Origin of the sequence: Psychrobacter pygoscelis, assembly GCF_004335015.1 — a bacterium.
Lineage (GTDB): Bacteria > Pseudomonadota > Gammaproteobacteria > Pseudomonadales > Moraxellaceae > Psychrobacter > Psychrobacter pygoscelis.
On sequence record NZ_RQRU01000001.1, the window covers coordinates 356,589 to 371,425 of the forward strand.

General features: G+C 42.7%; 10 protein-coding genes. 6 read left to right on the forward strand and 4 right to left on the reverse strand.

Annotation, left to right across the window (positions count from 1 at the left end; all coding sequences use genetic code 11):
• The first annotated feature begins 579 nt into the window (after window positions 1-579).
• Window positions 580-1,452 (forward strand): LysR family transcriptional regulator, encoded by an 873-nt coding sequence (locus tag EGV92_RS01480; protein WP_131667441.1) that lies wholly within the window; start codon window positions 580-582, stop codon window positions 1,450-1,452.
• 633 nt (window positions 1,453-2,085) lie between these two features.
• The gene (putP, locus tag EGV92_RS01485) at window positions 2,086-3,582 is read left to right on the forward strand and encodes a sodium/proline symporter PutP (protein ID WP_131667442.1); all 1,497 of its coding nucleotides are present in this window, start codon (window positions 2,086-2,088) and stop codon (window positions 3,580-3,582) included.
• 94 nt (window positions 3,583-3,676) lie between these two features.
• On the opposite strand, the gene EGV92_RS01490 is transcribed toward putP, so the two are convergent.
• The 4 genes from EGV92_RS01490 to EGV92_RS01505 form a co-directional block, all read right to left on the reverse strand.
• Window positions 3,677-5,221, reverse strand: a complete 1,545-nt coding sequence (locus EGV92_RS01490) for a surface lipoprotein assembly modifier (RefSeq protein ID WP_131667443.1) — start codon at window positions 5,219-5,221, stop codon at window positions 3,677-3,679.
• A 634-nt stretch (window positions 5,222-5,855) separates the two neighbouring features.
• The gene (locus EGV92_RS01495; protein ID WP_131667444.1) at window positions 5,856-7,070 is read right to left on the reverse strand and encodes an outer membrane beta-barrel protein; all 1,215 of its coding nucleotides are present in this window, start codon (window positions 7,068-7,070) and stop codon (window positions 5,856-5,858) included.
• A 311-nt stretch (window positions 7,071-7,381) separates the two neighbouring features.
• A complete protein-coding gene (locus EGV92_RS01500) occupies window positions 7,382-8,917 on the reverse strand; it encodes an OmpP1/FadL family transporter (protein WP_131667445.1) in 1,536 nt (511 codons plus the stop codon).
• Between the two features lie 304 nt (window positions 8,918-9,221).
• Window positions 9,222-9,443 carry a SlyX family protein gene (locus tag EGV92_RS01505; protein WP_131667446.1) on the reverse strand — a complete coding sequence of 74 codons (222 nt, stop codon included), beginning with the start codon at window positions 9,441-9,443 and terminating at the stop codon, window positions 9,222-9,224.
• 107 nt (window positions 9,444-9,550) lie between these two features.
• On the opposite strand from EGV92_RS01505, the gene EGV92_RS01510 reads away from it, so the two are divergent.
• The 4 genes from EGV92_RS01510 (at window position 9,551) to EGV92_RS01525 (ending at window position 14,629) form a co-directional block, all read left to right on the forward strand.
• The gene (locus EGV92_RS01510) at window positions 9,551-11,491 is read left to right on the forward strand and encodes an ATP-binding cassette domain-containing protein (RefSeq protein WP_131667447.1); all 1,941 of its coding nucleotides are present in this window, start codon (window positions 9,551-9,553) and stop codon (window positions 11,489-11,491) included.
• 608 nt (window positions 11,492-12,099) lie between these two features.
• Window positions 12,100-12,684 carry a ubiquinol-cytochrome c reductase iron-sulfur subunit gene (gene petA / locus EGV92_RS01515; protein WP_131667448.1) on the forward strand — a complete coding sequence of 195 codons (585 nt, stop codon included), beginning with the start codon at window positions 12,100-12,102 and terminating at the stop codon, window positions 12,682-12,684.
• A 23-nt stretch (window positions 12,685-12,707) separates the two neighbouring features.
• Window positions 12,708-13,913 (forward strand): cytochrome b, encoded by a 1,206-nt coding sequence (locus EGV92_RS01520; protein ID WP_207401737.1) that lies wholly within the window; start codon window positions 12,708-12,710, stop codon window positions 13,911-13,913.
• A complete protein-coding gene (locus tag EGV92_RS01525; protein ID WP_131667450.1) occupies window positions 13,913-14,629 on the forward strand; it encodes a cytochrome c1 in 717 nt (238 codons plus the stop codon). The genes EGV92_RS01520 and EGV92_RS01525 overlap by 1 nt, the downstream gene beginning before the upstream one ends.
• Window positions 14,630-14,837 lie beyond the last annotated feature (208 nt).

Here is a 14,837-nt window from a genome sequence, read left to right on the forward strand (position 1 = left end):
ATCAATACGTTATGAATAAACTTGAGACTATCGCTGCTCTATGATGACACTACAAGCATTGGCGAGACTTAGGTGAGCGGTGAATAAAAACCAAATGAAAGTTAGCGCTAGATTATAAAGTCAATTGACGTGTATTACTATAAACTTCGAGGGTCAGTAAACCACGGCAGTCAGCTATCAAGTCGTCCATCAACTGCTGATGCCTTAGACTTCATAACATTCGCATTAAGCGCTACTTCCTTAGTATTTCTATGATTATACCAGTCTAATTCTATAATAATAATTGATGATTTTTATTAGTTTAACAACTTTTAATTCTGTCTTTTAACGAATATACTGTTCAACAATTGGTTATAATAGCGAAACAAACCAATTGAGATGATTAGCGTTAATCACTGCTCTAAGAACTCTCCACCTCTGCTCCCTACTATAGCCTTGATTTAACAGACTAATTTAATAGCTTTATGTTATTAGATAGCTGGTTATTCTTAACACGCCTATCTCTCTTATACCCTTCAAAATTCTGAATTAGTGAATTTTGAACGGCATATAATTATCATTTCAGCAAAAGGATCAAATGTGAATACGACCAATTTGACGACATTTGTTACGGTTATGCAGACAGGTAGCATTTCAAGTGCTGCCGAGAAGCTGTTTATTACGCAGCCCGCTGTTAGTAAACGTATTAAAAATCTTGAAGAAGAATTCAATATTACGTTATTTGATACTGTTGGCCGTGGTATTGTCGCGACCCAAGCAGCCAATGACATGCTTCCACACGCCAAAAAATGGCTTGATGATTACGAGAATTTCAAGATCAATCTACAAAATTCTCATCAGACGGTCTCAGGCAAGCTGGTCATTGGCACCAGCCACCATATCGGCTTACATCATCTGCCCCCAGTGCTTAAGCACTTTATCCAGACGTATCCTGCCGTACAGCTAGAAGTTCACTTTGTGGACTCAGAAGCCGCTCATAAAGCGGTGCTAGATGGTGATGTGTCTTTAGCTTTTTTGACCCTGCCTCCCGTATACGATAAACGCTTGACCTACCATACCTTATGGTCAGATCCGTTGTACTTTATGACTGGTACACTATCGCCGCTGGCAAAGAAATCAAATGTAACACTTGAGCAGTTAGCGCATTATCCCGCTATCTTGCCTTCAGCCAATACCTTTACCAGTCAGATTACCTTAGCAGAGTTTGCCAAACACAATCTAAAACCTTATGCCACTATGAGCACCAATCCTCTAGAGTCTATTCGCATGCTCATCTCAGTCGGTCTTGGCTGGTCTGTGCTGCCGCAGACATTGATAAATCAAGAGCTCACTCAAATAGATATGGCCAATAATATCGAGCTGCAACGCTACCTGGGGGTCGTTATCAATCCAAGCTTAACCCGCTCAGCCAGTGTAGATGCCTTACTTGATATGCTCGCCCCTATTGATTAACCGATTAACTGCAAGTTAGCTGACCGCTATAGTTAAGTCAGAAATCATGGTTAAGGACTCTTAGCAGAATTCTCAGCAATTATCTTGGTAAATGATAATCATTTACATACGTTAGCAATCATATTAACCTTACGTTATAATACGACGCTGTTTTAGTAATAGATTGTTATTTTAGCTTAGGATATTTTGTCTAATAATTCTGTCATAGTCTTTTAAGACGATAGAGTAAGGCTAATAAATTAGACGCTTAAAATCGTCTTTTACACATCTATTGCTTTTCCTACGAGTGCGGTTGCGTGGTTATCGCTTAGCTGAATTTTAATCAGCAGTACCTAGTGCCATACGTGCATGACTGGTATTTTAAGTTGAACCATATTAATCGCGTAACAATCTAGGATAAATAATTGACGTTACTAACACCTGAGGTTGATGCCAACTAAAACATAAGTCATTCATCCCTAACACTAGTATTGACAGTCCCAAGCTTATCACTAGTTAATGATAGTAACTTCAGTCATTTATAGACTAGCCGCTCGTTTGGACAATATGAGAATTTAAATCAAGCCATTATGCTTATTAGAACATAATGGTTTTTTAATCTTTAGAAACCAATATGTTGGTTAAGGATATTTTATGAATGGAATTTCTACGGGCGTGTTAATCTCACTTGCCTTATATTTTTTATTAATGATAGCGATAGGCGTTTGGGCCTATTTCAAATCAGCAAACGATTCAGAAGGTTACATGCTAGGTGGTCGTAACCTCAGCCCTGGCGTTGCAGCCTTATCCGCAGGGGCCTCTGATATGTCAGGTTGGCTATTGCTGGGGCTACCAGGCTATATGTACGCCTCGGGTGTGGTCAGTATTTGGATCGCCCTTGGTCTAACATTAGGTGCTTTTGCCAACTATCTTATCGTTGCCCCTCGCCTTCGCGTCTATACCGAAGTTGCTGACAATGCCATCACCTTACCAGACTACTTTGCCAATCGCTTTGAAGATAAGTCACATTTGCTAAGAGTCATCTCAGCCATTGTTATCATTATATTTTTTACTGTTTATACGGCAGCCAGTTTGGCAGGTGGCGGTAAACTGTTTGATAGCGCTCTTGGTATGTCTTATAGCACTGGACTTTGGGTTACGGCAGGCGTTGTCGTCGCTTATACTCTGTTTGGCGGCTTCTTAGCGGTCTCTACGACTGACTTTGTGCAAGGCATCATCATGCTTTTTGCTATGATCATTGTACCTGTCGTGGCGTTTACTGATCTTGGTGGTATCGATACGACTACCAATGCCATTCGTAACATTGATCCACAAATGCTAAACGTCTTTAGTGGTATGTCCTTTTTGGGTATTCTATCGTTAATGGCGTGGGGGTTAGGTTACTTTGGTCAACCACACATTATCGTCCGCTTTATGGCGATCCGCTCGGTTAAAGATGTACCGACTGCCCGTAATATTGGTATGAGCTGGATGATCGTCAGCTTAATTGGGGCGTTAATGACGGGCTTTGCAGGCCGCGCCTATGTTCAGAAAACGGCGATGACTCTGGATGATCCTGAGACGATTTTCTTAGTCTTTACCCAGTTTTTATTCCATCCATTAGTGTCAGGCTTCTTATTAGCAGCTATTTTAGCGGCCATTATGAGTACCATATCTTCTCAGCTACTGGTCGTATCAAGCTCGCTGACCCGCGATGTGTATAAGCTATTTTTTGATAAAGAAGCCTCTGAATCTCGTCAAGTATTAGTCGGCCGTATCTCAGTAGTTCTGGTCGCAGTGGTTGCTATATTCTTAGCCTCAGATCCTAACAGCTCTGTACTATCTTTAGTGTCTAACGCTTGGGCAGGATTTGGTGCTGCATTTGGTCCACTGGTCATTATCAGTCTAATGTGGCGAGGCATGAACCGTAACGGCGCTCTTGCAGGCATGATCGTAGGCGCACTGACAGTCATCGTTTGGATATACGGTGGTATGAGTGTTGGCGATACGCCGCTCAATGATTGGCTCTACGCTATCATTCCTGGCTTCGTACTAAGCACCATCACTATCTTTGTGGTTAGTATCGCTACTGGTGGTCCACGCGATACTGTTAAAGCTAAATTTGAAGAGATGGAGCTTAACCTAAAATAGATAACTCACTTTTTAGCTGTTAACTTGCTCTTCAAAGCACAACCTCGCTAACTGACACAGTTAGCGAGGTTTTTTATTTATAGTGAGGTGCAGTTTAAAATCTTTTGGATAACAATAGTGTTGCTGACCTCTCTTTTCGGTCATCATAGTAAGCAAAGTTACTGGAGGTTTTACTGTAGTCTAAGAGCAGCCGAGGCTCAAGCCCATACCAAGTCAGACCCTGCTTTGATACTTGAAGGCGCAACGAGGTGGTCTTGTCCGTTCTTTGTGCGCCATATTCTGCGCCCAAGGACTCAAAATAACGCTTGGACGCGCCAATATTCTTATCATAATTCTTGATATTATAGCCGACGCTTGCCAATGTCGATATCCCTTTATCCCAGCGCCGATTCCAGCCAATATTGAACAAGTCACGGTCATAACTGCTAGTGACCGATTTAGCCACTTCATTGCGATAAGTACTCAGGCCACCAACGAAGTATTGTTTTGAATCTTTAGAATAATAGGCGTTGAGACCAATAGACTGACCGTTAGTCTCACGTCTATTATTAGTATCATTTTCGAAAGTCTCATTTGAGAAGCTACTGCTAGCTGTCAGTTTAACCTTTGAGGTTATCCACTTCGATCCTCTTACATTGACCCCAGTTCGTGAGCTGTAAGTTGCTTCATTAAATATACGCTTAGTCATAAAGGGGGAGATGGATAGGTCGTGTTTAGCGTCATCATAACCCGCGCCTACTAAAGCCGTAAAAAGATAATCGTTATAATCACTGGCATCCCAATATGCTTTTAATGAAGCATTAGCCCCTAGCACCGCATAGTAGTTTTTTGGTAGGTTAATACGCTTATTAGCGCTGCCAGTCAGCCGAACACCATTTCCCGATTTTTTCTCAATATTTCTACCAAACTGATTTTGGATATAGGCGGGCGGCGCGCCATTAATATTACTATCATTATCGTTTCGAATAGATACATTAAAGCGCCAATCCTCAGTTTTGGCAATTTGTGTTAAGGCTTTCTCAGCTCTTGATTTAAGCACTTTAGGTATATCCGCTGCTAATAATAAGCGCAGCTGATCTTCAGCTGCTAAATACTGTTTATCCGCCTGCAATGCTAGTGCCAAATCCAAACGTATAGCATGGTTGTCCGGGTCCTCGAGCAATATATCCCCATAGGCAGCGATTGCTGGCTTATATTGCTTTTCATCACGCAGCACTATAGCTTCAGCCACTTTGATTAGTAGTAAGTCTCTGGTCTCAAGTAGCTTATATTGTGGCAATAACGCTTTGATTGCTGCCACATCTTTTTTGCTAACCGCCTTACTTAAAGATTCGCTAAAGGCATCTGGATTTGCTATCAGCTTTGCAACGTCATAGTTTGCTGTAGGCGCAGCTTGCAAGCGTTCGGTAGCTGTTTTTTGCTTAGGATCTGGCTGTTCGACCACTGTTGGATTACTCGCAGTAGCTACCGGAATAATACTGTCAGTGAGTAAGGATTGTCCTCTACGTTGTAGTATTTCAGAAGCCTGATCCGGATTAGCGGGCGTTTCCGACGAGGCCGCAATAGCTGAATAGGAAGACGTTAATAGCGCCAACCCCACTGCTAGTGACAATAAACTCAGACTAAAACACTTTTTCATGGTCAATATTACCAAAACAACATAAGCATCAATGCTTGTGCGAGTATCCTAAGCGACTTCCATAAATTTTACTATAGGAAAGAGCGTTAAAAGGCTGTTTTTAGATATATTATTTTTTGCTTTAAGGCTGGCTATACCGTTTAGCCAGTACATTATTCATAAAAAAACCTCACTATGAATAGCAAGGTTTTTAGTTGTACCAATAATGAATTTAGAACGTTTTGCTCAATAATATTGTAGCTGACTTATCATTGCTATCGTCGTAGAAGCCCTAGTTACTGCCGGTTCTAACATAACCCAGCAGCAATCTTGGCATCAAACCATACAAGCTCAAGTCTCGCCTCCTTACTATAGCCTCCTACACTAGAAGTATTGTTTTGCCTTCTTAGTACAAAGCGCATTTAATCCTACAAAATGTCCGTCAGTCTTTCTATCGTTATTCTTTTTATCATCCTTACAACGGATAGCGGCTTTTAAAACAGACAAACAAAGCTTAACTCACCATACCCATCCGAATCGATATTTTCTTAACTATTAAACGAATAAAGCAGCCGTAATGGCTGCTTTATTGTTCTGGTCGCTAATGACTGGTTGTCAATCAACCTTCAGGATAGCTAAGATCACTGTGTACGCGTTACTTAGCTTGGTAAGACAGCTTAACGCCAACTAAATAAGCGTCATTATCTTCAAACGTTCCGAGATTTCTTTTAGTAGCAGAAAGCTGGCCTTTAGCATCACCTAACATCAAGTATTTTGCACCGGCAGACACTGCCCAATTTGGCGTAACGTTATACTTTGCCCCAAGTCCAACACTATAGAAGCCTTCAGTAGGTCCAAGTGGTGAGACAGGATTACCAGCACCACTATCCCATCCTATAGAGCCAGATACTGCGAATGCTGGTGTCAGACGCTTGCCTAATCCTAACTCTAACATGTATGAATCATCTGTATAAGCCAAAACTGGCGCACGATCAATATCGATCTTTTTAGTTTCTTTGACTAGCTTTTTAACATTACTATCTAATAAAGGGGGAATGATGGCAAAATCACCCCACGGCACCCAGCGCGCTTTTGCCGTTAGTAGCGTGGTAGGATTAAGTCCCGTCTGAAAGTCAATATTGACCGATTGTGGCATTTCAAGAGTTTTTACTTTGGCCTGGTTAGTAGGCAAACCATATTTCGCTACCAAAGGCATGGCTTCAGAATAGTTAATATCGTGCTCGATTGCAGAGCGATAAGTAACCGCAGCTTTAAGACCAATTTCAGGTTTTAAATAGGCAGCACCTACCATATAGCCATAGTCAGTACTTTTGGCAATTCTTAAATCATAGTTATCCAATGCGCTAATGACTGCCCGATCACCATGGACAGTCAATCTCCCTTCAACCTTTTGTAAGACAGGGCCGCCATAGATTTTAAAATTATTATTCTCGCCTAAGTTGACACCGAGCAGACCGGTAAAGTTATCACTGGATACACGCGCTTCAGTGGCTTTGACACTATCAGACGTGGTGCTAACTAGTGAGTTATTGCCTTCAAAATAGACATCAGCACCAAAAGGCTGATCGTAAAAAACGCCGACACTAAATTTATCATTAACGTCTGTTTTGGCACCATAGCCGTAGCCTTCATAGTCGTCTGCCACAGACTTAATGACCTTACCATTTTCTTCGACCCCTGAAATATCTGGGCTGATATGATAGGCACTAATGTAGGCTAACGTCCCACTATTACTAAACTCATCACTAGGTTGACCAGAGCGGTCGAGGCCAGCTGCGCTTGCTAAAGAGGTTAAAGATATTGTGGCGATCGCACAGGTAAGGCGAGATGGGGTAAAGACTTTTAACATTAAACATCCTCCATGATTAAATAAATAGCACCTTCCATAGCTACTATTTGAACTACGTTAATTTATCAATTACAAGACAAAGAGACTAAAGTAGTAATGTCCATTACTCTACTAATAACAAACTCATGTCTTACCGTAATATGACTTAACGTAACTCATTTTATTATAATAGTTAAATTGTTCTAACTTAGCAATGGAATCTCATTACCATTTTAACGGGCATAAAAAAACAGCCATTGCGGCTGCTTTTTTATTTTCGATATAAAGTTACTTATTTATTTTGACTTAAAGTTACTTAAGTTAAGAGCTGCTTATTTATCTTGATAAGATAACTTCACACCTAAAGCGTAGCCATCATTATCTTCAAAGTTACTGACGACTTTCTTATTAGGGATCATACCTTTGGCATCGCCAAACATTAGGTACTTACCACCGGCTGAGATAGCCCAGTTTTTATCAATATTGAATTTCGCACCAGCGCCTACGCTGTAATAACCTTCGATTGGACCTAGAGAGGTTACAGGGTTACCAGCGCCACTGTCCCAACCTATAGCACCTGATACTGCTAATGCAGGGGTTAAACGCTTGGCCAGACCTAACTCTACCTGCCACTGATCTTTATCATAACTAACTAGTGGCAGACCTTCTGGGTAACTAACTTTCGATGATGCATTATATACAGGTGGGATAAGCGAAAAATCACTCCAAGGCACATAACGTACTTTGGCAGTAGCCAATGTTGTTGGGTTAATACCTGTTTGGAAATCGAAGTTAAATGATTCAGGCGTGGTAATATCAATCCTACCTTGACCATTCTTTTGAGCATTGGCAGCAATAGCCGCTTGATAATTCTCTGGTAGATAACCCACTGAAGGCATTACTTCATCGATATTATTTTCATGGTCGATCTCAGAGCGATAGGTCAACGCCGCTTTTAACGCGATTTCAGGCTTTGAAAACGCAGCACCAGCAACCCAACCATAGCCTTCACTTGGTGAGATATGAGCGTCATAGCCAGCAGAAGTTAGGTAAGCTGGGCCACGCAGTGCCACATCACCTCGTAAACGCTGAATAGCTGGACCGCCATAAACTTGGAAGTTATCTCCCAACTTAACGCCCACAAGTCCTGTGATGTTTTCCGTACGTACTTCTACTTTAGTGGCTTCGCCAGTAGAAGCAGCTACACCACTAGCAATTGCATTAGCACTGATTATTGGCTTAGCTTTCTCTACTAGCCCTTCAGCCTGAGCTTTTAATGCTTTAGCTTGATCCCCTAGCGCTTTTGCTTGTGCTAAATCCCCAGATTGTTGTGCAACCGCTGCGGCTGTCGCAGCATCTTTTGCAGCAGCACCTAACTTCTCAGCTCCTTGCAAATATTGCTGAATAGCACCTTGGGCCTCAACCATAGAGGTCAATCGACCACCAGACAATGTATTAATTAAATCATCGCCATTTCCTGATACAAAGTTATTATTACCTGTATATTCAGCAGCAGCACCAAACGGCTCATCATACAATATACCGACACTGATGACATCGTTCACATCAGCTTTTACGCCATAGCGCGCCATGTCATAAGACTCAGCAATATCACTGATTTGATTACCTTGATTGTATTTATCTAAAATACTATTACCTTTTTCATCTTTAATGCGTAGCTCGGCATTGTCATAACCTGTGACATCAGCATCAATATAGGTATAGCTGGCTTCAGCATAGAGACCGTCTTGTAAAAAGGCAGTGATGTCTTGACCAGAGCGGTCGAGAGCGGCAGCATTAGCGACACTAGCAACAGAAAGAGAGGTAATAGCAACAGCTAAAGACTTAAGGGAAAAGGTGCGAATCATGTGTGGCTCCAACGTCCAAATTGTTAAATACAAATGCCAACTGATCGAATGATACAGTTAAGCAATCTTGCCCTAGATAGTAGTACTATATAGTAATGAATATTACACTTAAATACAACATATTAATACAGACTTAATAGAAGTGAAACTATGTTTAATCTATGTAAGTCTTTGGTATACCTCTTAATACCATGGCTAAGGACGCATTATGGCAGAGGGCGTACCAGTTATTTATAGAGCATCTTTATTACTATAAAATAAAGCCATATTTCACATATCGGCCCTCAGCTTAGTTAACAACACCTTAATAATGCGGAGGTCTATCTGCTAATAAGTCAAACGGAGCAATAGCGCCCTGCTCACTTTTACCCTCAATATTGGCATACAGCAACTCCAACTGACGCTGCATATCCTGTAACTGCTTATCTTGACTGGCAATAACCTTATCTAGACGCTCTATGGTGTCTTCTAAATACGCGGTCATAATCTGTAAGTCAGTGACCTGCTGTTGCAAATCTTTGGCCATAGTATCCTTCCTTAATTAATCGATTAGTGATAGCGCTAACTCGCTAATATAACCTAATAGCATGCTATAATCTGAACAATTTTAACCTTAAGTAAGACAAATTAGTTATGGCACTAGTACATTTAAAAAATATTCATTTAGCCTTTGGCGTCGCCCCTATCTTAGATGGCATTGATTTAAGCATTGATGAAGGTGAGCGTGTGTGCTTGATTGGCCGTAATGGAGAGGGTAAATCGACCCTATTTAAGCTAATTAATGGCTCAATTCAGCCTGACAGTGGTGAGGTTATTATTAATAGTAGCGCGCGCATCGCGATGCTAGAGCAGGATGTGCCTGAGACTGAAGGTCGAATCTTAGACATCGTCATGGGTGGCAGCCCGCGGACGGCCCAATTGCTAAAGGACTACAACCTGCAAGTCGATGCTTGCGCTAACGGTGATATGGACGCCTGCGAGATGATGGCCAACTTGCAGCACGATATTGATGCCGTTCATGGCTGGGACCTTGAGCGCGAAGCGACGACGCTACTGACCAATATGGGGCTCAATCCTGAGGATGACCTCTCTGCCCTCTCTGGTGGCCGAAAACGCCGCGTTCTGCTAGCTCGCGCGCTAGTGACTAAACCAGATCTATTGCTACTTGATGAGCCGACTAACCATTTAGATGTCGCTAGTATTGAATGGCTTGAGCAATTCTTAAAAGATTGGCAAGGTCTTACTTTATTATTTGTCACCCATGACCGTGCTTTTGTCGATAAGCTCGCCACTCGAATCATTGAGCTTGACCGTGGCAAGCTCTCAAGCTATGACGTAACTCAAGGCGCCAAGGGCTATGCTCGCTACCAAGAGCTAAAAGAGCAGCAACTGCTTGCAGAAGAAAAAAACAACGCTAACTTTGATAAAAAACTTGCTCAAGAAGAGGTGTGGATTCGTCAAGGTATTAAAGCTCGTCGAACCCGTAATGAAGGCCGCGTCCGTGAGCTAAAGCAGCTGCGCGAAGAGCGTAAAGCGCGGCGTGAACAAGTGGGTAATGTCAATATTACCATGACCGATAGTGACAAAAGCGGTAAGCTGGTCTGCAAGGTCAAAAATCTACATCTTGAGTATGATGGTCATGTCTTAGTGGATGGCTTTAGCACCACTATCGTGCGCGGTGATAAAATTGGTATTATTGGACCTAATGGTGTTGGTAAGACCACTTTAATCAAAGCCATTTTGGATCGTTCTGACGATGAGGTCATTCAGTCAGGTAGCGTCAGTTTAGGTACTAACTTAAATATCGCCTTTTTTGATCAGCTGCGTGATCAGCTCGATCTAGAAGCCAGCGTGGCACAAAATGTCTCTGAAGGTTCTGACTATGTCGAAGTGGGTGGCCGCAAGACCCATATCATGAGCTATCTTCAAGACTTCTTGTTCGCTCCTGAGCGCGCGCGAACGCCTGTAAAAGCCCTATCTGGTGGCGAGCGAAACCGTGTGTTACTTGCTAAGCAACTGCTAAAGCCTGCTAATATTCTAGTACTCGATGAGCCGACCAATGACTTAGACATGGCGACGCTTGAGCTACTTGAAGAGTCGGTAGCTAGCTTTAACGGTACTATCCTACTTATTAGTCATGACCGCGCCTTTATGGACAATGTCGTCACTTCTACTTGGGTCTTTGATAAAGATGAAAAGGGTAATGGCGTGGTCAAAGAGTTTGTTGGCGGGTATCAAGACTACTTGATACAAAAGCAGCGTGCTGAAAAATCTACTCCCGCCGCGCCTAAAAGCAAAAAATCGGATAAAAACGAAAAATCCTCATCGTCAACGAATAGTACTACTATCCCCACGAGCAAAAAAAAGCTAAGCTATCATGAACAGCGTGAGCTTGACGCCCTTCCCAAAGAGATTAAGAAGCTAGAAGAGGAGCAAGCCCAGCTACAAGACAAGTTAGCTGATGGCTCGTGGTTTACCGAAGATCTGGAGGCAGCTACCAAAGCCAGCGAACGGCTAGCTGAGATTGACGATGAGCTGATGGCCAAGCTCGAGCGCTGGGAGCTGTTAGAATAATTAAAGATTATAAGCCGGATTTTGCATCGACACTAGATCACCATCAACAGGCTTATTACTTTGTTAACTACCTGAACTTTACTGACCGATTAAGATCAGTGCTATGTAGTCATAAATAACCGACCTGATAAAAGGGCAGCTTATAATAAGTTGCCCTTTATGTGTCAGGCCTATCTAGACTGAGACCCATGTATTAATTTACCGATGTATCAATTGATGTATAAGTTATTGCCATCTACTACTTTACTAAAATTTGTGACTTCAAAGTCGCGCTAATCATCTGCTAATTTGTGTGATTTTTATTTTTTTCTCACATTGTTACGCATAAAATAAAAAAATTCCTTAAGTTGTATAAGGATTTGATAGAAAATTTGTTATGATGTCAATCAAAATCTGCCGTAAAAGCAGGTAATCACAAGCAAATTTTTTACTCAAGGGTTTGCGTTATTTTGCTGCTAAGAATTTATTTTATGACGAAAATAGCTTAGAATAGTAACAATTAGCAAAATTAGGCACAGCTAAAGTGGTTCAGGTGCAACATTCATGCTCCCCACAACCACAAACCCAGTGTGGGATAATCCCATTTCATTCACCTGGAGGAAGTTTTAATGAGCCATGCCGAAGGCGTTAATGTAAAACGCCGAAGAGTTCTTATTGCCTCGACAGCCGCGATTGGTGCGGCAGGGGTCGCTGCAGTGGCTACACCTTTTGTTCGTTCATGGTATCCCAGCGCCAAAGCCGAAGCGGCTGGTGCAGCGGTGACGCAAGATATTGGTTCTATCGAAGATGGCCAGATGATCGTCGTCAAGTACCGTGGTAAGCCTATCTACGTGGTAAAACGAACCGAAGAGATGCTAGCGAATCTTGATAAAGTCACACCTTTGTTATCTGATCCAGATTCTAGCGCCTCAGTTCAACCTGAGTACTGTACCAACCAAACCCGTTCACTCGAGCCTACTGTCCTAGTGGTAGAAGGCGTGTGTACGCATCTTGGTTGTGCACCAAATTATCGTCCAGAAGTCGGCGCTGCTGACCTTGGCGGTAATGATTGGTTTGGTGGATTTTTCTGCCCATGCCATGGTTCTAAGTACGATCTGTCAGGTCGAGTCTTCAAAGGGGTGCCTGCACCGCTAAATTTACCCATCCCAGAGTATAGCGTGGATGGCACTATCTTGACGGTCGGGGAGGCTTAATCATGAGTATTGGCAAAAAAATGATGCACTGGGTGGATGCGCGCTTTCCCGCGACTGAAACCTACGAATACCACATGTCAAAATACTATGCACCAAAAAACTTCAATTTTTGGTATTTTTTTGGTGTGTTGTCGATGGTGGTATTGGTTAACCAGCTAGTCACCGGCATCTGGCTAACCATGATGTATAACCCAAGTGCTGAAGGGGCCTTTGCTTCTGTCGAATACATCATGCGTGATGTAAAAGGCGGTTGGCTCATTCGCTATATGCACTCAACGGGCGCGTCTGCGTTCTTTGTCGTCGTTTATCTTCATATGTTTAGAGCTTTACTTTATGGCTCTTATCAAAAACCTCGTGAGCTTATCTGGCTGATCGGTATGGGTATCTACCTATGTCTAATGGCCGAAGGCTTCTTTGGTTATCTACTACCATGGGGTAACATGTCGTTCTGGGGTGCTCAGGTTATCTTGAACCTACCCGCAGCGATTCCTGTGATTGGTGATGGCCTAGCGGAATGGGTCCGTGGTGATTACCTAATCTCTGGTATTACCCTAAACCGCTTCTTTGCTCTGCACGTCGTTGCGATTCCCCTAGTGTTAGTGGGTCTGGTGTTCATGCACATGGTTGCACTGCATCATGTTGGGTCAAATAACCCTGATGGTATCGACATTAAGAAGCTTAAAGACAAAAATGGTGTGCCTTTAGATGGTGTGGCTTTCCACCCATACTATACCGTGCATGACATGATTGGTATCGTGGTCTTCTTCATTTGCTTCTTTGCAGTCGTATTCTTCTTCCCTGAAGGCGGCGGTTACTTCTTGGAGCCACCAAACTTTGAAGCTGCGAATGCTCTGAAAACACCAGCACACATTGCGCCAGTATGGTACTACACACCTTTCTACGCTATTTTGCGTGCGGTTCCTAATAAGCTTGGTGGTGTTATCGCTATGGGCGGCGCTATTGCGGTACTATTCTTACTTCCATGGTTAGATCGCTCACCGGTTCGCTCTATCCGCTATAAAGGTATGCTATCGAAGATTGCTCTCACTATCTTTGCTATTAGCTTCTTAATACTCGGTTACTTAGGTGCGACACCAGCAACGCCAACAGCCACTATCATGGCGCGAATCTGCACCATCTTGTATTTCTTGTTCTTCTTACTCATGCCAATTTACACTGCAATTGAGAAGTGTAAACAGCCACCTGATCGTGTTACTGGAGGTCACTAATGAATATGCTAACCAAATCCTTAGCTGGACTTAGCTTAGGCGCAGCATTGACCTTGGCAGCGACGAGTGCTTCAGCAGCAGGTGGTCATGGCTGTGGTACTTTCACTAACGCAGACGGTGTAGAAGAGCATTTAGCCTGTAGTGAAGCGCCGGTAGACTTTACCAACAAGGGCTCACTACAAAATGGTGCTAAGATCTTTATGAACTACTGTGTCGGCTGTCATACTGCAAAGTATGTGCGTCACTCACGGATTGCTAAAGACTTAGAGATACCACCTGAGCTGGTCGAGAAGTATTTACTTGTGACCTCAGATCAAATCGGTGATCATATCACCGCTGAGATTGATCCTGACGTTCAGGCGGCTTGGTTCGGTGCAGCGCCACCAGATCTATCGCTAGAGACCCGTCTTCGTGGCGATGATTGGGTATATACCTACCTACTCTCTTTCTACGAAGACCCTAGCCGACCTTGGGGTGCAAACAACCTAGTATTACCAAATGCTGCCATGCCGCATGTACTACATAATATGCAGCAGACGCTTAGTAAAGAAGAGTTTGAGAACCAAGTTGGTGATCTTGTGAACTTTATGGCGTGGATGGGCGAGCCTGTTCGCCATGACCGTAAAGTGATCGGCGCTTTTGTCTTACTGTTCTTACTTGTATTACTGATTCCAGTCTATCTACTTAACAAGGAATTCTGGAAAGACGTTAAATAAGTCTGACTGTCAGCAGGCTACTATATATAAAGGAGCAGCACTTTGGTGTTGCTCTTTTTTATGGGTGAGACTTTTATGTCAACGCTATCTTGATAGTGATTTTAATGGTAACCCTCTTCACGATTGACTACCTATCGTGATAACGTTTATCTTGATAAAAAAGGGTACATTGTTTACGATGGCAGTCTTATAAGTAGATGATAGTCCG

Coding starts and splice junctions, on each gene's coding strand:
- putP (WP_131667442.1), top strand. CDS start 2,086: ATGAATGGAATTTCTACGGGCGTGTTAATCTCACTTGCCTTATATTTT.
- EGV92_RS01490 (WP_131667443.1), bottom strand. CDS start 5,221: ATGAAAAAGTGTTTTAGTCTGAGTTTATTGTCACTAGCAGTGGGGTTG.
- EGV92_RS01495 (WP_131667444.1), bottom strand. CDS start 7,070: ATGTTAAAAGTCTTTACCCCATCTCGCCTTACCTGTGCGATCGCCACA.
- EGV92_RS01500 (WP_131667445.1), bottom strand. CDS start 8,917: ATGATTCGCACCTTTTCCCTTAAGTCTTTAGCTGTTGCTATTACCTCT.
- EGV92_RS01505 (WP_131667446.1), bottom strand. CDS start 9,443: ATGGCCAAAGATTTGCAACAGCAGGTCACTGACTTACAGATTATGACC.
- EGV92_RS01510 (WP_131667447.1), top strand. CDS start 9,551: ATGGCACTAGTACATTTAAAAAATATTCATTTAGCCTTTGGCGTCGCC.
- petA (WP_131667448.1), top strand. CDS start 12,100: ATGAGCCATGCCGAAGGCGTTAATGTAAAACGCCGAAGAGTTCTTATT.
- EGV92_RS01520 (WP_207401737.1), top strand. CDS start 12,708: ATGCACTGGGTGGATGCGCGCTTTCCCGCGACTGAAACCTACGAATAC.
- EGV92_RS01525 (WP_131667450.1), top strand. CDS start 13,913: ATGAATATGCTAACCAAATCCTTAGCTGGACTTAGCTTAGGCGCAGCA.